At 63.1% G+C, this 20,145-nt stretch carries 18 protein-coding genes; 7 read left to right on the top strand and 11 right to left on the bottom strand.

Annotated elements, in window-relative coordinates:
* Positions 1 to 1,414: OmpA family protein (locus ACK5L9_RS10690; protein WP_416911449.1), on the top strand; the 1,414-nt coding region annotated here is incomplete at its 5' end.
* The gene (locus tag ACK5L9_RS10695) at positions 1,411 to 1,740 is read left to right on the top strand and encodes a hypothetical protein (RefSeq protein ID WP_416911450.1); all 330 of its coding nucleotides are present in this window, start codon (positions 1,411 to 1,413) and stop codon (positions 1,738 to 1,740) included. The genes ACK5L9_RS10690 and ACK5L9_RS10695, both read left to right, overlap by 4 nt.
* Positions 1,741 to 1,773: 33 nt before the next feature.
* Here ACK5L9_RS10695 and ACK5L9_RS10700 read toward each other — a convergent pair whose 3' ends face one another.
* The gene (locus tag ACK5L9_RS10700) at positions 1,774 to 3,753 is read right to left on the bottom strand and encodes a methylmalonyl-CoA mutase family protein (RefSeq protein WP_416911451.1); all 1,980 of its coding nucleotides are present in this window, start codon (positions 3,751 to 3,753) and stop codon (positions 1,774 to 1,776) included.
* A gap of 315 nt (positions 3,754 to 4,068) precedes the next feature.
* Between ACK5L9_RS10700 and ACK5L9_RS10705 the strand changes: the two genes are divergently transcribed.
* Both ACK5L9_RS10705 and ccrA read left to right on the top strand, forming a co-directional pair.
* The gene (locus ACK5L9_RS10705) at positions 4,069 to 5,070 is read left to right on the top strand and encodes an acyltransferase family protein (RefSeq protein WP_416911452.1); all 1,002 of its coding nucleotides are present in this window, start codon (positions 4,069 to 4,071) and stop codon (positions 5,068 to 5,070) included.
* 191 nt (positions 5,071 to 5,261) lie between these two features.
* On the top strand, positions 5,262 to 6,551 hold the full coding sequence (gene ccrA, locus ACK5L9_RS10710) for a crotonyl-CoA carboxylase/reductase (RefSeq protein ID WP_416911453.1): 1,290 nt from the start codon (positions 5,262 to 5,264) through the stop codon (positions 6,549 to 6,551).
* 166 nt (positions 6,552 to 6,717) lie between these two features.
* Here ccrA and ACK5L9_RS10715 read toward each other — a convergent pair whose 3' ends face one another.
* Positions 6,718 to 6,924: a hypothetical protein gene (locus tag ACK5L9_RS10715; RefSeq protein WP_416911454.1), complete on the bottom strand. Its 207-nt coding sequence runs from the start codon at positions 6,922 to 6,924 to the stop codon at positions 6,718 to 6,720.
* A gap of 657 nt (positions 6,925 to 7,581) precedes the next feature.
* Between ACK5L9_RS10715 and ACK5L9_RS10720 the strand changes: the two genes are divergently transcribed.
* Positions 7,582 to 9,108: an ATP-dependent DNA helicase gene (locus ACK5L9_RS10720; RefSeq protein ID WP_416911455.1), complete on the top strand. Its 1,527-nt coding sequence runs from the start codon at positions 7,582 to 7,584 to the stop codon at positions 9,106 to 9,108.
* 20 nt (positions 9,109 to 9,128) lie between these two features.
* Here the strand turns inward: ACK5L9_RS10720 and ACK5L9_RS10725 are convergent, their stop codons facing one another.
* From ACK5L9_RS10725 to ACK5L9_RS10735, 3 genes are all read right to left on the bottom strand, one after another.
* Positions 9,129 to 9,809 carry a hypothetical protein gene (locus ACK5L9_RS10725; RefSeq protein ID WP_416911456.1) on the bottom strand — a complete coding sequence of 227 codons (681 nt, stop codon included), beginning with the start codon at positions 9,807 to 9,809 and terminating at the stop codon, positions 9,129 to 9,131.
* Between the two features lie 592 nt (positions 9,810 to 10,401).
* Positions 10,402 to 11,184 (bottom strand): EcsC family protein, encoded by a 783-nt coding sequence (locus ACK5L9_RS10730; RefSeq protein WP_416911457.1) that lies wholly within the window; start codon positions 11,182 to 11,184, stop codon positions 10,402 to 10,404.
* Positions 11,129 to 11,749 carry a GNAT family N-acetyltransferase gene (locus ACK5L9_RS10735; RefSeq protein ID WP_416911458.1) on the bottom strand — a complete coding sequence of 207 codons (621 nt, stop codon included), beginning with the start codon at positions 11,747 to 11,749 and terminating at the stop codon, positions 11,129 to 11,131. The genes ACK5L9_RS10730 and ACK5L9_RS10735 overlap by 56 nt, the downstream gene beginning before the upstream one ends.
* Before the next feature lie 110 nt (positions 11,750 to 11,859).
* Here ACK5L9_RS10735 and ACK5L9_RS10740 point away from each other — a divergent pair, with 110 nt between their 5' ends.
* Both ACK5L9_RS10740 and ACK5L9_RS10745 read left to right on the top strand, forming a co-directional pair.
* Entirely contained in the window at positions 11,860 to 12,462 is a 603-nt protein-coding gene (locus ACK5L9_RS10740) for a flavin reductase family protein (protein WP_416911459.1), read from the top strand.
* Complete coding sequence (locus ACK5L9_RS10745) at positions 12,459 to 12,992, top strand: adenine phosphoribosyltransferase (RefSeq protein ID WP_416911460.1); 534 nt, start codon at positions 12,459 to 12,461, stop codon at positions 12,990 to 12,992. Before ACK5L9_RS10740 ends, ACK5L9_RS10745 begins: the two co-directional genes overlap by 4 nt.
* Positions 12,993 to 13,001: 9 nt before the next feature.
* Here the strand turns inward: ACK5L9_RS10745 and ACK5L9_RS10750 are convergent, their stop codons facing one another.
* From ACK5L9_RS10750 to ACK5L9_RS10775, 6 genes are all read right to left on the bottom strand, one after another.
* Complete coding sequence (locus ACK5L9_RS10750) at positions 13,002 to 14,681, bottom strand: FMN-binding glutamate synthase family protein (protein WP_416911461.1); 1,680 nt, start codon at positions 14,679 to 14,681, stop codon at positions 13,002 to 13,004.
* A 74-nt stretch (positions 14,682 to 14,755) separates the two neighbouring features.
* Entirely contained in the window at positions 14,756 to 16,159 is a 1,404-nt protein-coding gene (locus ACK5L9_RS10755; protein WP_416911462.1) for an FAD-binding oxidoreductase, read from the bottom strand.
* A 19-nt stretch (positions 16,160 to 16,178) separates the two neighbouring features.
* The gene (locus ACK5L9_RS10760) at positions 16,179 to 16,760 is read right to left on the bottom strand and encodes a GNAT family N-acetyltransferase (protein ID WP_416911463.1); all 582 of its coding nucleotides are present in this window, start codon (positions 16,758 to 16,760) and stop codon (positions 16,179 to 16,181) included.
* Complete coding sequence (locus ACK5L9_RS10765; RefSeq protein WP_416911464.1) at positions 16,760 to 18,034, bottom strand: M16 family metallopeptidase; 1,275 nt, start codon at positions 18,032 to 18,034, stop codon at positions 16,760 to 16,762. The genes ACK5L9_RS10760 and ACK5L9_RS10765 overlap by 1 nt, the downstream gene beginning before the upstream one ends.
* Positions 18,031 to 19,407: a threonine synthase gene (thrC, locus tag ACK5L9_RS10770; protein WP_416911465.1), complete on the bottom strand. Its 1,377-nt coding sequence runs from the start codon at positions 19,405 to 19,407 to the stop codon at positions 18,031 to 18,033. Before thrC ends, ACK5L9_RS10765 begins: the two co-directional genes overlap by 4 nt.
* A gap of 9 nt (positions 19,408 to 19,416) precedes the next feature.
* Complete coding sequence (locus ACK5L9_RS10775) at positions 19,417 to 20,088, bottom strand: SURF1 family protein (protein ID WP_416911466.1); 672 nt, start codon at positions 20,086 to 20,088, stop codon at positions 19,417 to 19,419.
* Positions 20,089 to 20,145 lie beyond the last annotated feature (57 nt).

Consider the following 20,145-nt stretch of genomic DNA (forward strand, 5'->3'; position numbering starts at 1 on the left):
CACCCCCTTTACCCTGCGCGTCATCATTGATGACAAGGGCCCGCATTTCGACGCCTGCGCCGCCGATAACGAAACCGGTCGCAGCCGCATTCAAGAGGCGGCGGTGCGCGCGGGTGCGGCGGGCACGCCCGACTGCACGCTTGCCCTCGGGGCGCCAACCCCTGACTGGGCGGACGCCGCAGTAGCCGCGATTCAGGCCGTGGCGGCGCTTGGGCGGGGATCGGTGACGATCTCGGACGCGGAAATCGCGCTGTCCGCCCCGACCGGAACCAACCGCGACCGCCTGGACGAGGTGGTCGGCAATCTGGAACAGGCCCTGCCCCGGATGTTCTCGCTCAAGGCGCAGCAGGAGCAGGCTGCCGACGCCGATCAGGGCCCGGTCGAGTTCGCCGCGACGCTGGACGATGGTGATCTGACCATTCGCGGACGCATCGCCGATCAGCGCATGCGCGAGGCCGTGGACAGCTTTGCCCGCGCGCGCTTTGCGAAGGTGCAGGGCAATCTGCGCAGCGACGAGACGGTGCCCTCGGGCTGGACGGTCCGCGTGATCGCCGCGCTTGAGGCGATAGCGGTGCTGGACGACGGCCAGGCACGGGTAACGCCCGATCTGGTACGGCTGAACGGCACTTCGGGCGATCCGCGCGCCACCGACCGCGCGGCCAGCCTGCTGGCACGCCGCCTTGGCGCGGGGGCCGCCTATGAGCTGTCAATACGCTATGACCGGCGGCTGGACCCGGAACTGGGCCTGCCCGATGGCGAGGAATGCGTGGGTCGGCTGAACATCATCATGTCCGAATCCGAGATGGGCTTTGAACCCAGCAAGGCCACCATCGCCGGGGATCCCGCCCCGACGCTGGACAAGCTGGCCGAGGTCATGAAGGACTGCGCCAGCTTCCGGATCGAGGCGGGAGGCCACACCGATTCTCAGGGTTCCGAAGGGTTCAATGCCAGCCTGTCGCGGTCGCGCGCACAGGCGCTGGTCAAGGCTATGGGCGAGGCAGGGATCGACATCGTCAATGTGACCGCACGCGGCTATGGCGAAAGCCAGCCCATCGCCAGCAATGACAGCGACGCCGGCCGCGAGGCGAATCGCAGGATCGAATTTCGTCTTGTTTCGGACATTCCGGTGCAGAACGAGCCCCTGCCTGCGCCGGTTACGGTCAGCGGCGTGACCAACCACGCCGATTCGGTCGGTGCCACCGCTGAAACGCTGACCATTCCACCCTATACGGCGGCCGGGCCCGAAAAAGGCGGGCCAGAGGATACGGGCGGCGAAGGCAAGGCCGATCAGCCACTGGACGCGGCCGGGGAAAACACTACGGTACCGGTGCAGATCGCAGACGAAACCACTCCGCGCCCGGCCCCGCGCCCGGCATCGGATCAGACCGGGGACAGTGACACCGCCGCGCCATGAACCGAACCGAATTCATCACCGTCACCGCCGTCATCCTGTTCGCCGCCTTTGTTCTTGGCTGGTCCGCAAGCTGGATCGTGCATCGTCTGACCCGTGCGACCAAGGCCGATATGGGCGAACTGGACCGCATGGCGCAGCAACTGCATGAGGCCGAAGAGGCCCGCGATCACGCGGTCAGCCAGCTTGAATCGCGCGAGGCCAGATTGCTTTCGCGGCTGGCCGGGACCGAATCGGAATTGCAGACGGCCATGGACGGATTGCGCGAAAGCCGTGTCGAGGTCGAGGAACTGCGCGAATATATCGAGAAAAAGCTGGCCCGCCGCTGATCGCGGCGGCAAGTCCGGGGCGGGGCGGGCGGTTCAGGCCGCCTCCGCCCCCGGCATCACCAGCGCCACGATATCCATCATGATCGTGTTCAACTGGAAATCCTTCGGCGTATAGACCCGCGCGACCCCCATCGCCAGCAGGCGCTTCGCATCCTCATCGGGGATGATACCGCCCACGACGACGGGCACATGTCCAATCCCCGCCGCGCCGACGCGCTGCATCACCTCTTCGATCAGCGGCAGATGGCTGCCCGACAGGATGGACAACCCGATGACATGGGCTTCCTCTTCGACCGCGCGGGCGACGATTTGTTCCGGCGTCAGGCGGATGCCCTCATAAGTGATATCCATCCCGCAGTCACGGGCACGAAAGGCGATCTGCTCGGCGCCGTTGGAATGACCGTCGAGACCGGGCTTGCCGACCACGAATTTAAGCCGCCGCCCCAGCCGCTTGCTGACCGCATTCACGGCCTCGCGGATGTCCTCCAGCCCTTCGGTCCGGTTGGACGGGCTGGCCGAAACGCCGGTCGGGCCACGATATTCGCCATGTACGGCGCGCATGACGCCCGCCCATTCGCCGGTGGTCACACCCGCCTTCGCCGCCGCAATGGAATATGGCATGACATTGGCACCGGTCTGCGCGGCAAGGCGCAGCGCGGCGAGGGCGGCCTCGACGGCCCCCTCGTCGCGATCCCCCCTCCACGCGCGCAAACGGTCGATCTGATCCTGTTCCACCGCCGGATCGACCACCATGATGCCGCCATCCCCCGCTGTCAAAGGCGAATCCTCGCCCTGCTGCCAGCGATTCACCCCGACCACAACGGTTTCATTCGCCTCGATCCGGTTCAGACGCTCGGCATTCGATTCGACCAGCCGCGCCTTCATATAGTCGATTGCCGCGATCGCCCCGCCCATCTGGTCCAGCAGCTTCAGCTCGTCCCGCGCGCCGGTCTTCAGTTCCCCGACCTTCGCCGCGATCACCGGGTTGCCGTCGAACAGGTCGCCATATTCCAGAAGATCGGTCTCATAGGCCAGGATCTGCTGCATCCGCAGCGACCATTGCTGATCCCAGGGGCGCGGCAGGCCCAGGGCCTCGTTCCAGGCCGGCAGTTGCACCGCCCGCGCCCGCGCATTCTTTGACAGCGTCACCGCCAGCGTCTCCAGCAGGATACGATAGACGTTGTTTTCGGGCTGCTGTTCCGTCAGACCAAGGCTGTTGACCTGCACGCCATAGCGAAAGCGGCGGTATTTCTCATCCGCGATGCCATAACGTTCCGCGGTGATTTCGTCCCACAATTCGGTAAAGGCGCGCATCTTGCACATTTCGGTCACGAACCGGATGCCCGCGTTCACGAAAAACGAGATCCGCCCGACCATTTCGGGAAATTCCGCCTCGGGCACCTTGCCCTTCAGATCGTCCAGAACCGCGATTCCGGTCGCCAGCGCATAGGCCAGTTCCTGCTGTGGCGTCGCCCCGGCCTCTTGCAGATGATAGGAACAGACATTCATCGGGTTCCATTTCGGCAGATATTCACGCGTATAGGCCGCGACATCGGTGATCATCGCCAGCGATGGCTTGGGTGGGCAGATATAGGTGCCGCGTGACAGATATTCCTTGATCAGATCGTTCTGGACGGTGCCTTGCAGCGCGGCAATGTCAGCGCCCTGTTCCTCGGCCGCCGCGATATACAGCGACAGCAGCCATGGAGCGGTGGCATTGATCGTCATCGACGTGTTCATCTGTTCAAGCGGGATCTGGTCGAATAACGTGCGCATGTCGCCCAGATGACAGATCGGCACGCCGACCTTGCCGACTTCGCCCCGCGCCAGAACGTGATCGCTGTCATAGCCGGTCTGGGTCGGCAGGTCGAAGGCCACGCTCAGCCCCGTTTGCCCCTTGGCGAGGTTGGTCCGGTACAGCGCGTTTGACTTTGCCGCCGTCGAATGCCCCGCATAGGTACGGAACAGCCACGGCTTGTCCTTCTGAATGCTCCGGGTGTCGGTGTCGCTCATCGCTGGCTCCTGAAGCAGGCGTGAAACATTGTTGCTAGGGCGCATGATTATTCGAAACTTCATGACAATGTCAATTCGCTGCGCTGCGGCACGCGCAAAAGCCCTTTCCTTTACCACAAACCATAATATCCCTTGCCAACCACCGATTGATCCGGCCAATGCAGGGCCTTGGTGCCACGCCGAAACACGGGCCGCGCGGGATCGGTGCGGGTTTGGCGGGGCTGACACGGATGGATTGTCAGGGCCGCTGAAATAATATGTATGTACAAAATACTTTAACTCTTGACCCGGCACCGTATAGTAACCTGAATTTGCATGAAGCAGGGGCGTGCTGTGACGTTGGGGAAACTATTTGCATTTCGGAAGGGACCGCTTGCGATTGATACCGTCCGCGGCGCGGCCTTGCTTCTGGTCGTTCTATATCACGTCATCGGTTCATCGGCTGAAGGCGGTCTCAGGATCGCCGCTCCCAATCCGCTGCGAAGCTTTTCCGACGCCTTGGTATATGTCCATATGCCGATCTTCATGGCGATTTCCGGGATGGTATTCGCCATGAAACCCGTCAGTTTTCACGATTTCGGTGGCTTTCTGCTTGGAAAGCTGGGGCGGCTGGCCATTCCCGGAGCGGTTGCGATCATCTTTTTCGTGACCGGGACGAAACTGGTCGCGACCATTTTTCAGCCGGTCACGCCGCTGTGGCATCTGGCGATTTACCCCTATGCGCATTTCTGGTTCCTGCACGCGCTGCTGGTCATCCTGTTCGTGGCAGGGCTGGTCTCCGCTGTCAGCGTCAGCGGCGCGGGCTGGTTTCTGCTGTGTCTGGGGCTGATCTGCGATCTTGCCGGTTTTCGTCTGGGATCCCGCATTCTGGCCGTGAACCACGCAATCGCGCTGCTGCCATGTTTCGCGACGGGGATGCTGATATGGCAATATCGCGTCACGATCTGCGCGCATCGCGGGCATGCCGCGCTGGCCGCACTGGTGTTCCTGACGGCAGGTATCGCAAGCGGCCTTCACCAGCCGCTGATCCCGCTGGCGGCCTGTCTGGCGATTGTGATTGTGCCGCATTGCGGATGGCTGGCCTGGATGGCCGCCCCGTCTTTCGTTATCTATCTTTATCACCCGCTGGCGACCTCGGCCATTCGCAGGCTGCTTGCGATGGCGGGTATCGAGAATACGGCGCTGCATCTTGTCGCGGGAACCGCCGCTGGCGTGGGATTGCCGGTGTTGTTTTATGTCCTGATCATGCAATCCCCGGCAACGGCAAAGCTGGTGAACGGCTGGCTGCCTCGCCCGTCACGGCAATTCGCCACATAATCCGGACCGGGCCGGTCAGCGGGCTGCGCAATTCTGCGGCACCCGGTGCCGCATCGCGGCAATGTGCATGAGGCTTGGGACAGATTATTACAAAATCTGCACGGCTTCGGTTGCAATATTACGCTTTGCAGCGTAGGACCATGCCGGCAATCCCGGCGATTCTGCGCCGCGGCAAGACGAAGGAGATGCTTATGGCCCTTGATGCCCCGACCCCGATCGCACCCTATGACGCGCCTGAAAAGGATCTGTATGCCATCGGCGAGATGCCCCCTCTGGGTTATGTGCCGAAAACCATGCATGCTTGGGCGATCCGCCGAGAACGCCATGGCGAACCCGTTCAGGCCATGCAGCTTGAGGTGGTCGAAACACCCACCATCGACAGCCAGGAGGTTCTGGTGCTGGTGATGGCGGCAGGCGTCAACTATAATGGCATCTGGGCCGGTCTGGGTCAGCCGATCAGCCCGTTCGACGGCCACAAGGCCCCCTATCACATCGCCGGCTCTGACGCTGCGGGCATCGTCTGGGCGGTGGGCGACAAGGTCACGCGCTGGAAAGTCGGCGACGAGGTTGTGGTTCATTGCAATCAGGACGACGGCGATGACGAGGAATGCAACGGCGGGGATCCGATGTTTTCGCCCAGCCAGCGCATCTGGGGCTATGAAACGCCCGACGGCTCGTTCGCGCAATTCACCCGCGTGCAGGCCCAGCAGCTTATGCCGCGCCCGCGCCATCTGACATGGGAAGAATCGGCCTGCTACACGCTGACGCTGGCAACCGCCTATCGCATGCTGTTCGGGCATGAACCGCATGAACTGAAACCCGGCCATAACGTGCTGGTCTGGGGCGCGTCGGGGGGGCTGGGTTCCTTTGCGATCCAGTTGATCAACGCAGCAGGCGGCAACGCCATCGGCGTCATCTCGGAAGAAGACAAGCGCGAATTTGTCATGGGTCTGGGTGCCAAGGGCGTGATCAACCGCAAGGATTTCAAATGCTGGGGGCAACTGCCCAAGGTCAACACGCCCGAATACAAGGAATGGTTCACCGAGGCCCGCAAGTTCGGCAAGGCGATCTGGGACATCACCGGCAAGGGCAACAATGTCGATATCGTCTTTGAGCATCCGGGCGAGGCAACCTTCCCCGTCTCGGCGCTGGTGTGCAAAAAGGGCGGCATGGTGGTGATCTGCGCAGGCACCAGCGGCTTTAACTGTACCTTCGACGTGCGCTACATGTGGATGCATCAAAAGCGCCTGCAGGGCAGCCATTTCGCACATCTGAAACAGGCCAGCGCCGCCAACAAACTGATGCTGGAACGTCGGCTTGACCCGTGCATGTCCGAGGTTTTCCCTTGGGCGGAAATTCCGCAGGCGCATATGAAGATGTACAAAAACCAGCACAAGCCGGGCAATATGGCCGTTCTGGTGCAATCGCCGACCACCGGCCTGCGCACCTTCGAGGACGCGCTTGAGGCGGGCCGGATCTGATCCGGCCCGCAACCAGGCGCAGCCTCAGGGGCACCGCCGGCCAGCCGCGCGTTGCCCCTTTGGCATGTCGGTTACGCAAACCCTGATGCCGCCGGAACGACCGAGACAGTTACGGCTGAACGGCGGGCCTGGCACGGAATCAGGCAACCAGACCGAGCCTGTGGCATCAGATCGACACCCCGTCCTGACGCGGCACGCGGCATGTCCATGCGCGTACCCTCTCGCGCGGGTGGCGGTCCAGCCAGCGCGCGATCTCGGCCTGACCACGTACCATGCAGGTCATCAGGCCCATCTCATCGGCGAACAGCAAACTGCGATCCTGACAGCTTGCCGGGGCGGCTGACAGACAGGTTACAAAAATCAGTTCGATCATCTGATCGTCCTTTTCGTCCTACCTCCCTTATCTTGAAACTTCCGGTCCCCGGAGTCGCGCATGATACACGCGCGGGCCAGTCAAAAGCAGCGGCGGATTTGTACCATGCCGCTGCTGCCTTGTAGTGCGGCAGGGCGCGGCTGGTACTGATCGCGCATCCGGCAGGAATTGGGCCGGGCGGTTCAAGGGACGGCACAAAAAAAAATTGGCACCGGCTGCGAACAGGCGGCGCCATTTCTGCCCGTGGGCTCCGGTGATGCGACAAATGCCGCCCGGTGCCACCTCTGGCGGGTGGCTTCAATCCCGTTCCGCGATCCCGGTCCGCCTGGGCACGCAGGCCGCTGTGCCGGGCCCACGACGTATGTGACGGACTTCTCTTATTGTCAGATCACAAATCAGACCGAGACCAGAGCGAAGAAGTGGGGGAGAGGGGGACGGGAAATGACCTTGACCTTCAGGAGTTTAATTGGGTCGTTTCCGGTTTCTAGGCTCTGATCTCGTAAGAAGAACATAGCTCAAATCCGTCTGTGTGCGGATAGGAGCAATTGGATAGTCCCTGCGCTAAAAGGCTAGGATCCTATCCAAAAGTATGGGGTGGAGCCCCCGGCCCCGACGCGCCCCCTTCGCTTTCCCGTCACGCCACGCTATGCCTTGGCCATGACCAGCCCAGTCCCCAGTTCCGTGCCTTCGCTTTCCCCTGATCAGGCCGATGCCTGGGACGCGCTGGCGGCCACGTTTCACGATGCCGGGGTCGATCTGGTGGCCGAGGAAATCAGCCCGCCCCAGCCCGGCAAGGGCCGGGTGATGGCAATAGTCGGCAAGGCGGGGTCGGGCAAGACGCTGCTTTTGTCCGAAATCACCCGCGCCCTGCGTGAGGCGGGGGTGGACATCATCAGCGCCGATTACGAAGGTCGCCGCCGCAAGGACCGCCGCACCGTCGCCATTCTGGCCCCGACGAACAAGGCCGCCTTCGTGCTGCGCACGCGCGGCGTGCCCGCAACCACCATTCACCGCATCCTGTACACCCCCGTCTATGACCCTGAATATGAACGCATCGCCGAATGGTTGACCGGCGAAGGCGATCGTCCTTCGATCAACGCCCTGACCGACGAGGCGCTGGACCGCGCCAAGGCGTTCTATGACCAGCACGCCTCGATCCCTGGCGCGCTGGCGGCGGCGGGGCTGCGCGGGTCGGATTTCATTCAGGGCTGGAAACGGCGCGAGGACGGGCTGGATATCGGCCTGATCGATGAGGCCTCGATGCTGGACGAACGACAGTTCGACGATCTGCGCGAAATTTTCCCGGTGCTGGTCCTGTTTGGCGATCCGGCGCAACTTGCCCCGGTCGGGCAATCGGGCGAGATGGTCTTTGACCGGCTGGCTGAAAGCCAGCGGCTGACCCTGCACCGCATTCACCGGCAGGCCGATGACAGCCCGATCCTGGACCTGGCGCATGCGCTGGCCGATGACGGGCTGAGTTTCGACGCCTTCGAGGCGATGGTCCGCGACGCGGCCCGCCGCGACGGTCGGGTGATCTGGGCCGAACGCGTCGAAAGCGACCTGATGGCCCGCAGCCCGGTGCTGGTCTGGCGCAATGCCACCCGCATCCGGCTGATTCACGCTTTCCGCGCGGCCTATGGTGCACCCGGCGACGCGTTGCTACCGGGCGAACCGTTGATCTGCGACGGGCTGGAACTGCCGTTGAAATACCGCAAGAAGCGCATCGATCTTGAGGCGCGAGGCCTGATCAAGGGCGCGCAGGTGGTCTATCTGGGGCCGGGCAAAAAGCCCGGCTTCTCGCGCCTGCATGTCATCGGGGCCGAGGATCCGCGCCTGTCGGCGGCCAGCATCGTCAAGATCGAACTGCCTGAACAGGACGAACCTTTCATCCCCTATGCCGCGCGCATGGGGGCCGCCTTTCTGCATGGCGCGGCGGTAACGATCCACAAATCGCAGGGCAGCCAATGGCCCGACGTGCAAGTCTTTGCGCCCGACATCAGCGCCGCTGCGTGGTCGAACCGGACAGAGGCCGGGATCCCGTTGTGGAAACGCCTGACCTATGTCGCGATCACGCGGGCGCAGGAACGGTTGCATTGGGTAACACGGGCGCGACTGGCGCGCCCGTCTCAGGGTCTTTCAACCGATGATCTTGAGGCACCGGCAACCCCGCTTGCGCTTGAATAAGCGGGGCGCGGGTACCGGCTTTACGACGCTTTCTTGCGCCGCCGCCTCGACACCGCAGCCATCATCCCCAGCGCCGCTGGCAGCAACGCCGCAGACAAGGGCACCGGAGTCGACGTCATCGGCGCCATCCGATCCGGAAGCAAGACCGGCGCCTGGCTGACGATCGTGAAGGCCGCATAAGGATCCCGGTAATACGCCGAAAGCCCCTGCGCCGCGTTGTCCCATAGCTGGTAGTCATCCGTGACGGTGGCATAGGTCAGTGTACCGTCTGCCCTTACCCCGTCCACAGTGTCCCAGACATAAGACGTTCCCTTACCCAGTTTCAGCCCCGTCTCGGCCCAGTTCGGGTCGCAGGGCAACGCACCTGCGAAACTGCAGGTTACGGTCGCGTTATTGTAAGGAAAGGCCGGATCGTCATAATTCCATTCAATATTGTCGGGGATCGTAGCAGTAGCGGTAAAGGTAAATTCGCTTCCGATCTGACTTACCGGCAGCAAATCCGGCAATCCCCAGGTATCTTCGCCGGGGCGCAAATGCGGCCCCTGATAAACGGTCGACAATGAATTGTCCCAGATCTCGACATTGCGATATCCGGTTCCCTCATAGCGCACGACAAGGTCAAAGCTCTCCACCGTGGATGCCCAGGATGGCGCACCCGACAAGAGCAATGCCAACAAAAGCGCACTTGGTTTAATGTTCATTCAAAATATCTCCTGGTTCTCAAAAGAGCCCGCACAAACTTCTGTTGATTAGCGGAGTTAAGGATACTGTGACAGCGCAGGCCAGCAAATGCTGGGGCTGCTGCTAGGCGGGATATGGCCAACGTCAACACGAGATGCTGACACCCCGCGCCCGCGCGGCACGAGCCACTGCGCAAAAAAAGAGGCGATTTTTCGAAGGGTGACCGGACGGGGGCGGCGAACTTGATACATAATTTTTCACACTGGCACTGGAAAAGCCCGAAACGTGCATAACTTCGCACGCCGTTAACCTATTTTAGCCTATTTGGTTGCGCGTTTCGAGCCTTTTCAACCAAAACCTCGCCAAAAACCGTGATAAAAATGCAACTTGTGCGCACAAATTGGCCAAAACAATTGCCTCGGGGGGCTTGCTCGCGCCGTCGGCATTTTCCGCCGACGCCATATGATTCAGGGCGATTTCTCGCCGATGGCTGTGCTTGACTTATGGAAGGCCGTGCTTCTGCCTTCGGGTCAGGCAGACCGGTCCACGAAACTGGCGGCGCGAATCACGATCCGCACTGGCCGCCGGCCCGGAATCTGCGCCGCGTGAACACTATTTTCGCCCGGTCTCGATCCGGCTGATCGAGATCTGCAATGCCTCTATCAACGCTTCTTGCGGGATGCCGGTTTCCTGTGCCAGCCGCATGATGCCGAAATGCACCCGCGCCAGTTCCTGATAATACCGCGCGAAGGTGTAATTGATCGACGCCCCCGCAAAAGCACCCAGCACCGGCGCAGCCTGAGCGGCCAGCTTTTGTCCAAGGGCCACCGACAGGCGCGGCGCAACGCGGGTGATCAGCGCCTGAATGGACTGGCCCGTCACCGACATCCGCGCCGCCAGCAGACCCAGATCGGTGTCATCATCCTCGGCCATGGGACCGGCATCCGCAAAGATACGCAGGCATTCCTTGCGAACCTCGTCGCTGTCGGGGTCCAGCCCGTGCTCTGCCGCAATGTCCAGCATCGCCCGCAGCAGCAGCGTCACAGTCACCGGCAGTTCGACCGCCGCGCCCGCGATTCCGCCCGCGCCCCCCGCCGCGCCACTGATCGCCGAGGCCAGCCGGTTGAACCACTCACCACGATCCCGCAGCACCCGGCGCGACCCCGAGGCCGCGTCAAAGGCACGCCCAAGCGCGGCGCGGGTCAGCCGGTCCATACGCAGGCGCAGAAATTCGGGCAGGCGTTCGAACAGCCCCTCGGCGCTGCTGCCGACGATACCCATGACCTCCATCCCGAATCCGCCGGCATCGGCATAGCGCCGCGCCAGTCGGTCGATCTGATCATGGACCGTCGGGTCGGTGATCGGCGGCAGGACGAGTTGCGGACGGGGTGTCATCACTTGGGCCTCTGGGATGTTCGACTTCGACACATGCCGTCTGGATATGGGAAGCCGCCGCCAGCTTTGCCAGACCGACCGGCGTTTCACGCGTTACCGCACCGGTCACGCCCGCCCAGGCACCCTGTTGCAGTTCCAGCCCCAGAACCCTGTCAGGATTGGTCGGCGGAGGCATCCGGACCCCCTCCAGCCTGTGAAAACCAAAGCGCGAATAATAGGGTTCATCGCCCACCAGCAGCACCCGCCCCCATCCGGTCTTGCGTGCACGGGTCAGACTATCGCGCATCAACAGCCCGCCCAACCCCTCGCCCTGTGCAATCGGGTGCACCGCTATTGGCCCCAGCAGCAGCACCGGCTGGCCAGCCACACGCACCGGCCAATAGCGGATCGCGGCCAGCATGCTCCCACCCGAATCGCGCAGCACCAGACACAGACCGGCCACGGGCGGCACCCCGTCGCGCAAACGATAGGACGACAGCGCCGTTCGTCCCGGCGCAAAGCACAGGTCATACAGCGTCTCGACCTCGTATTCGTCGGCAGGCGTTTCGGGGCAGATCTCAAACATGGCTTCCGTTTGGTTTTTCGCGCCCTTAGCACGCCCGGACCGCAGGCGGAACATTGCAGAAGCCGAAAAGCGATGGCAGTTTGTGCGCAATCAACGGGAAAGGCAAACCGATGTTTTATCGCCCCGAAGCCGGCCACGGCTTGCCCCACAACCCTTTCAACGCGATCATCGCCCCCCGGCCCATCGGCTGGATCTCGACGCGGGGCAACTTGGGCGACAATCTGTCCCCCTATTCCCTGTTCAACGCCATCGCCTATGCGCCGCCACAGGTCATGTTCGCCTCGACCGGGACCAAACGCGACCGCCGGGGCACCAAGGACAGCATCAGCCAGATTGCCGAAAGCGGTGTCTTCTGCGTGAATATCGCGACGGGCGATCTGCGCGATCAGGTGAATGCCAGCTCTGCCCCCCTGCCCGCCGGTCAAAGCGAATTTCAGGCCGCAGGCATCAAGGCCGCCGAATGCGACAGCATTAGCTGCCCGCGCGTGGCGGATGCCGCCGCCTCGCTGGAATGCCGCATGACCCGTATCGTGCCGCTGGCCGGAAACGCCAATTTCGTCGTCCTCGGTGTCGTGACCGGCATTCATATCCGCAACGACTGCATCATCGACGGTCGGTTCGATCCGCGCCCCGCAGGCGGCTGGATCGCCAGACTGGGATACCGGGACTATGCCGCCGTAACCGAACTGTTCGAAATGGAACGCCCCGAATGAGCAAACCTATCAGCGACTATATCCGCAGCATTCACGATTTCCCTCATGAGGGGATCATCTTTCGCGATGTCACCACCCTGTTCGCCGATGCGCGGGGCTTTCGCATGGCTGTGGATCAACTGCTGCACCCCTATACCGGCGAACGCATCGACAAGGTTGTCGGGCTTGAGGCGCGGGGCTTTATTTTGGGCGGCGCCGTGGCGCATCAGCTTTCCACCGGCTTCGTCCCGGTCCGCAAGAAGGGCAAGCTGCCCGGTGCCGTCATCTCTGAGGCCTACGAGCTGGAATACGGCGCGGCGGTGATGGAAATCCATGACAACGCGCTGCATCAGGGCGAACGTGTGCTGATCGTGGACGACCTGCTGGCCACCGGCGGCACAGCCGAAGCCGGGATCAAGCTGTGCCGCCGCCTTGGTGCCGAGGTGATCGGTTGCGCGTTTGTGATCGACCTGCCCGATCTTGGCGGTCGCAACCGGCTGGAGACGATGGGCATGCCGATCCACGCGCTTTGCGCCTTTGCCGGCCATTAGCCCCCGCCCTCATGCAACCTCCTGCGAGGCCATCGCGGGCTGGGCCTCTGCGGAACCACGAGTCATGTTCCAACTGTCGATTCCGGCCTCGTCCCAGTATTTCGCAAAAGCCGGATGCCCGACCTCACCGGCCAGCAGCGAGCCCGGTTTCAGCCAGTCATAAAGGCTGGCGGCCGAGCGGACCTCGCGCGGGCTGGTGCGGATCATCAGGTGATGCGGCGTGAACTCCTGCGGGTGATGCAACCCCGAGCTTTCGCAGGCTTCTTTCAGCGCGAACATCGTCGCGGCGTGGAACCGCGCCGCACGCTCGGCCTTGTCGGGCACGACCAGCGCCTTGTAGCGCCCCGGATCCTGCGTGGCGATGCCGGTCGGGCACATACCAGTGTGGCAGGACTGGGCCTGAATGCAACCGATGGCAAACATGAAGCCGCGCGCCATGTTCACGCCATCCGCGCCCAGTGCCGAGATTCGGCAGATATCGAATGCGGTGATGATCTTGCCCGAGGCGATCACCTTGATCCGGTCGCGGATACCCAGACCCAGCAGGGTATTATGGACCAGCATCAGCCCCTCGCGCAGCGGCGCGCCCTTGTGGTCGGCAAACTCGACCGGGGCCGCGCCCGTGCCACCCTCGGCACCGTCCACGACGATGAAATCCGGCGCGACGCCCGTCTGGTGAAACGCCTTGGCCATGGCGAACCATTCCCAGGGATGACCCACGCACAGCTTGACGCCGATGGGCTTGCCATCCGAAAGCTGCCGCAACTGCGCGATGAAATCACACAATTCGCGCGGGCTTGAAAAGGCGGAATGCGACGAGGGGCTGACACAGGCATGCCCCACCGGCACGCCCCGCGCCTCGGCGATTGCCTCTGTCACCTTGGCACCGGGCAGGATGCCGCCATGACCGGGCTTGGCACCCTGGCTCAGCTTGATCTCGATCATCTTGACCGCATCATCAGCCGCATTCTCGGCGAAACGCGCGGGGCAAAAGCTGCCATCGGAATTGCGGCAACCGAAATAGCCCGAGCCGATCTGCCAGATCAGATCGCCGCCCATCCGGTGAAACCGTGAAATCGAACCTTCGCCCGTAGTATGGGCAAAGCCGCCCGCCTTTGCAGCGCGGTTCAGCGCCTCGATCGCGTGGGGAGACAACGCGCCGTAGGACATGCCCGAGATATTCACGACCGAACTTTCATAGGGCCGCTTGCAATCCGGCCCGCCGACCCGCAGCCGGAAATCCTGTCCCGGCAGATGCGTGGTGGACAGCGAATGGTTCAACCATTCATAGCCTTCGGCATAGACATTGCACAGCGTCCCGAAGGGGCGCACCCCCTCGATCCCCTTGGCGCGACGATAGACCACCGCCCGCTGTTCCCGCGAAAAGGGCGTTTCGGCGTGATCGTCCTCGACGAAATACTGCCGGATCTCGGGGCGGAAATGTTCCAGAAGATAGCGCATGCGCGACGCCAGCGGATAGTTCCGCATCAGCGCGTGATGGGTCTGGTTCAGGTCATAGATCCCCATCGCCGTGCCGGTCAGCCCCAGAACTGCCACCACCGTGCCAAAAATCGGCGCGATGCCAAACAGGCCCAGACCAAGGGGGATCATCAGAACCGCAATCGCGAAGGGCACATACCGTTCGCGTTTATGGACAAATGCCCGGACAGTCTTGCCAAGCTGGCTCATTCTTCCCTCCCTCTTTTGGGGTGATCATGCCCTCTTAGCGCGCAATTACTAAGGAAAAATTGCTCAAATCGTCATCACAATGGAAAAATCGCGCCCGGATTCATGATACCCAAGGGATCAAGCGCGTGCTTGATCGCCCGCATGGCCGTCAACCGCGCCGAATCGCCCCATCGCGCCAGATCCTCGACCTTCAGTCGCCCGACCCCGTGTTCTGCGGAAAACGACCCGCCGCGCGAAACCACCATCTGATGCACGGCACGCGACAGGTCGCGGCGGATTTCGGCATAGTCCCGATGCGGGCGGCCCGCAGCGGGAAACAGGTTGAAATGCAGGTTTCCGTCGCCCAGATGGCCAAAGCAGTTGATCCGCAAATCGGCCAGTTCCGCCAGCATGGCCTGCGCGTCGGCAATGAAGGCGGCAATCCCCGACAGGGGCAGGCTGATGTCATGGCTGGCAATTGCACCCTCCGCGCGGTTGGCCAGCGGAATATGCTCACGCAACGACCACAATTCCGCCGCCTGCTGCCCGGATTGCGCGATCACGCCGTCACTGACCAGCCCGGCCTCGGCCCCGGCGAGGAACAGCCCCTCAAGCGCGTCATCGGCAGCCTGCCCGGCGGGCAGCCCGATCTCGATCAGCACCAGCCAGTCGGGGCGATGCGCAAAGGGCTGGCGAAGCTGGGGAAAATGATCGGCCAGAAAATCCAGCCCCACGCCCGAGATCAGCTCGAACGCGGTGACACCCCCGGCCATCCGTTCCTGCGCCAGGGCCAGCAGACGTAACGCGGCGGCAGGGCTTTCGACGACCAGCATCGCCACTCCGCTTTCTGGCGGCACAGGCGCAAGCACCAGCGAGGCCGCCGTGATGACCCCCAGCGTCCCCTCGGCACCAATCAGCAGGTCGCGCAGGTCATAGCCGGTATTGTCCTTTCGCAGCCGTTTGAGGTCATGCATCACCTCGCCCGAGGGCAACACGGCCTCGATCCCCAGACACAGGGCGCGGGCATTGCCGTAACGCAGCACATTCACCCCGCCGGCATTGGTGGACAAAACCCCTCCGATCTGCGCGGTCCCCTGCGCTGCCAGCGACAGGGGAAACTGTCGGCCCGCATCCGAGGCCGCGTCGCGCACATGTTGCAGGGTCGCGCCAGCCTCGGCCACCAACACGGATTCTTCGGGAAACACGTCGCGGATCGCCGTCATCCGTTCCAGCGACAGGATCAGAGGCGCGGGGCCGTCGGGCATCACCTGCCCGCCGACCAGCCCGGTCCCGCCCCCGCGCGGCACCACCGCCACCCGCGCGGCGACGCAGGCCCGGATCACCGCCGCCGCCTCATCCACATCGTGCGGCGCGGCGACCAGACCGGCCTGACCGTGGAACCTGCCCCTTGGCTCTTCAAGATAGGCGGGCGCGACCTCGCGCAGAACCCCCGCCGGAAGCTGCGATGCAAGCGTTTCGGTCGCCGGGTTCAAAGCCATGATCTTTCCTTTCGGTCTGTCACCGTGCATCGCTGCGCCCGCGCCGGTCGCTGCGCAGGTTCGAATAGAGGACGTGATTCCGCCAACGCCCGTTGATCTGAAGATAGCTTTGTGCAACGCCTTCATATTTGAAACCCGACCGTTCCAGCACCCCGCGTGAGGCAAGGTTTTCGGGCAGACAGGCGGCCTCGATCCGCGACAGGTCCAGTTGCGTAAAGGCGTAATGGACCAGCGCCCCGATCGCCTCGCGCATATAGCCCTGACGCGCGAAGGGCTTGCCGATCCAGTAACCGATGGTCCCGGTCTGCGCAGGGCCGCGGCGGATATTATCCATCGTGATCGCACCCAGCAACACCCCGTCGCGGCGCAGCAGGAACAGCGGCAGCGCGGTGCCGTTGGTGCTGGCCCGTGCCGCCCAGTAGACGCGGTTGGTGAAACGCTTGCGCGACAGATGATCGGTGGACCAGACCGGTTCCCACGGGGTCAGAAACTCCCGGCTTTCGATTCGCAGCGCTGTCCATGCGTTGTAATCGGAATGCGCAGGCAGACGGAGGACGATCCGCTCGGCCTCAAGCCGGATCGGTCGCCGCCGCATGAACATCAGGCAGCAAGCCTTTCCGCCAGCGCCTCGCGCGTTGGTGCCGAGGCGACCGGACCGTAAAGCGCAAGCGCAGGGCGGGCCTGCCCGATCAGCCGTTCCGCATGGGCGCGCACATCGCCAAGGCTGACGGCAGCGATCTGGTCGGCCACCTCGGCCGCGTCGGGCACCCGCCCCCAGATCGCCAGCATCCGCGCGATACGCTCGGCCTGGGCGGAAGGGCTTTCAAGCCCCATCAGCAGGCTGGACCGAAGCTGCGCCCTGGCGCGCTGGATTTCCGCCTCGGTCATGTCCGACGCCGCGCGTTTCAGCTCGTCTATGGTCAATTGGGCCAGATCGGCGATATCCTCGCCACCGGTTCCGGCATAGATGGTCAGCATACCCGTATCGTCGTGAAACCCCGCCTGCGCAAAGATCGTATAGCACAGCCCGCGCTCTTCCCGGATTTTCTGGAACAGCCGCGACGACATGCCCCCCCCAAGCGCCGCCGCAAAGATCTGCGCGGCATAGTAATCGGGCGCAAGATATCCCGGCCCCTCAAGCGCAAGCGCGAAATGCGCCTGTTCCAGATCCTTGACGCGACGCATTTCGCGGCCCTGCCACACGGCTCCTTCGCGTCCGGTCTGTTGCAGCGCGGGCAGATGGCCAAACGCGGCCTCGGCCAGCCGCAGGATACGGTCGTGATCCACCGCCCCTGCCGCCGCGATAACCATCTGACCCGGCCCGTAATGTTCGGACACGAACCCTGACAGATCGGCGCGGCCAAACCGGCTGACGCATTCCACCGGGCCCAAAATCGTGCGGCCGATGGGCTGGTCGGGATAGGCGGCCTCTTGCAGCCAGTCAAAGATCACATCGTCGGGCGTGTCCAGCGACTGCCCGATTTCCTGCAGGATCACCCCGCGCTCCACCTCGATCTCGCGCTCGTCGAAGATCGGGTTCAGGACGATGTCGGAAATCACATCAAAGGCCAGATCAACATCGTCCTTCAGCACCCGCACGTAATAGGCCGTCGCATCGCGCGAGGTATAGGCGTTGATAAAGCCTCCGACATCCTCGATCGTCTCGGCGATTTGCAGCGCTGTCCGCTTGCTGGTGCCCTTGAAGGCCATATGTTCCAGAAAATGCGCAATGCCGTTCTGCTCTGCCCTTTCGTTCCGGCCACCGGCGCTGATCCAGATACCAAGCGCGGCGGAATGCAGGCCCGGCATCTGGCGGGTGGCAACGCGCAAGCCGTTGGGCAGGGTGTTCAGGCGGACTGAGGGGGCTGTGGTCAATTGGCTCTCCGATCAAGAATCAGGGTCTTGAGGGGGTTGACGTCATTGCCGACCCGCGTCACACGTTCGGGCAGATCGAACAGGTTTTCCATATGCGGCGGCAGGGCGGGGCGAATGCCCGCGGCATCCTGCACCGCATCCGGGAATTTCGCAGGATGCGCCGTGGCCAACGTCACCATCGGCACGCCTGGTTCCAGATATTGCCGCGCCACGGCGACGCCCACAGCACTGTGCGGGCACAGGATTTCGCCCGTCTCGTCGCGGATGGTGCGGATCATGGCAAGCGTGTCGGCTTCGGATACCCGCCCCGAGGCATATTGCCCGCGCAGCGCCTGCAACGCCCCCTGGCTGATCGTGAAGCCGCCGGATTTCATCTCGTCCATCAACTGCCTGATCGCGCCTGCATCGCCGCCATAGGCCAGAAACAGCGCCCGTTCAAAATTTGAGCTGACCTGAATATCCATCGAGGGGCTGATCGAAGGATGCACCTCGCCCACACGGTATTCGCCGGTGCTCAGCGCGCGGTGCAGGATGTCGTTCTGGTTGGTCGCGACGATCAGGCGGCGGATCGGCAGGCCCATGGCCCGCGCCATGCTGCCTGCAAAGATGTCGCCGAAATTGCCGGTAGGAACGGTGAAATCCGTCTCGCGCATGCCAAGGCTGGCGGCGGCAGTAAAGTAATAGACAATCTGCGCCACGACCCGCGCCCAGTTGATGCTGTTCACGCCCGCCAGCCCGACACGGTCACGGAAGGCGTGATCGTTGAACAGATCCTTCAGCCGCGCCTGACAATCGTCGAAATGACCATCCACGGCCAGAGCGTGGACATTCGGCGCGTCGGGCGTGGTCATCTGGCGGCGCTGCACCTCGCTGACGCGGCCATGAGGGAACATGATGAACACATCCACATTGTCGATGCCGCGAAACGCCTCTATCGCGGCGCTGCCGGTATCGCCCGAGGTCGCGCCCACGATGGTGATCCGCTGCCCAGACCGCTTCAGCGCGATCTGAAAAAGCTGCGCGATCAATTGCATCGCAAAATCCTTGAAGGCCAGCGTCGGCCCGTGAAACAGCTCCAGCAGGTGATGGCCGGGCGCAAGCTGCACCAGTGGCGCCCTTGCCGCATGGCTGATCCGCGCATAGGCCCGAAAAATCGCGCCGCGCAGTTCTTCTTCGGTAAAGCTGTCACCGGTAAAGGGGCGGATGACACGAAAGGCGATCTCTTCGTAGGGCAGACCGTCCAGCGTTTCGAGACCGGAAAAGGCGGGCACACTCTCGGGCAGGTACAACCCGCCGTCACGGGCCAGCCCGGACAGCATTGCCTGTTCAAAATTCAGAACCGGGGCCTGCCCCCTCGTCGAGACATAACGCATCGCCATTCCTTAATATTGACGCTGCCTGATACGCCAGATCAACCCGACTGTCATCCCTGCCCAGGCAATCGCGATCAAGAACCATTGCATCGCATAGGACAGATGGTTGTTCGGAATCCCCTCGATGGCGACGGGGACCGGCTGAACCCCCTGCGCGTCGCCCTGAACAAGACTGGCGACGACAAGGACCGGCAGGGTGTCAAGTTGCCGCGCCATATCGGGCACATCGCGGGCGAACCAGACATTTTCGGTCAGGTTCGGTGCCGGGGTGGCGCTGCCATGTTCCTGCGGCCAGTGCAGATTGCCGCGGATGGTCAGCCGCGTCGGGCCGCGCTCGATGCGATGCAGTTCCTGCGGCACGAACCCGCGATCCACCATGATGCGCCGCCCGTCATCGGTGACAAAGCCCGCGACAACCTGATAGCCGCCGCCCTGTTCGCGCGTCCCGGACAACACGTCGATTTCCTGCCCCGTGGTGGTGCCGCTGACCGTCACGGGCATGTATTTCATCGACGGATCGACCTGCGCCGGCAGAGGCACGGCGGACGCGTCGATACGGGTCTGGATTTCGGCAAGCATACCCTCTTTCCAGTCCAGACGGCGCAATTGCCACAGGCCCAGATTGATCAGAATCGCACAGCCGACAATGCCCAGAAGGGCCGGGAAAAGATATCGCTTCATCAGTCGCTCTTGGCTATTCACCAATGAAAAACGCGCGGAGGCCAGCCCCGCGCGCCT

This window comes from Paracoccus sp. (in: a-proteobacteria) (genome assembly GCF_047973135.1).
Classification (GTDB): Bacteria; Pseudomonadota; Alphaproteobacteria; order Rhodobacterales; family Rhodobacteraceae; genus Paracoccus.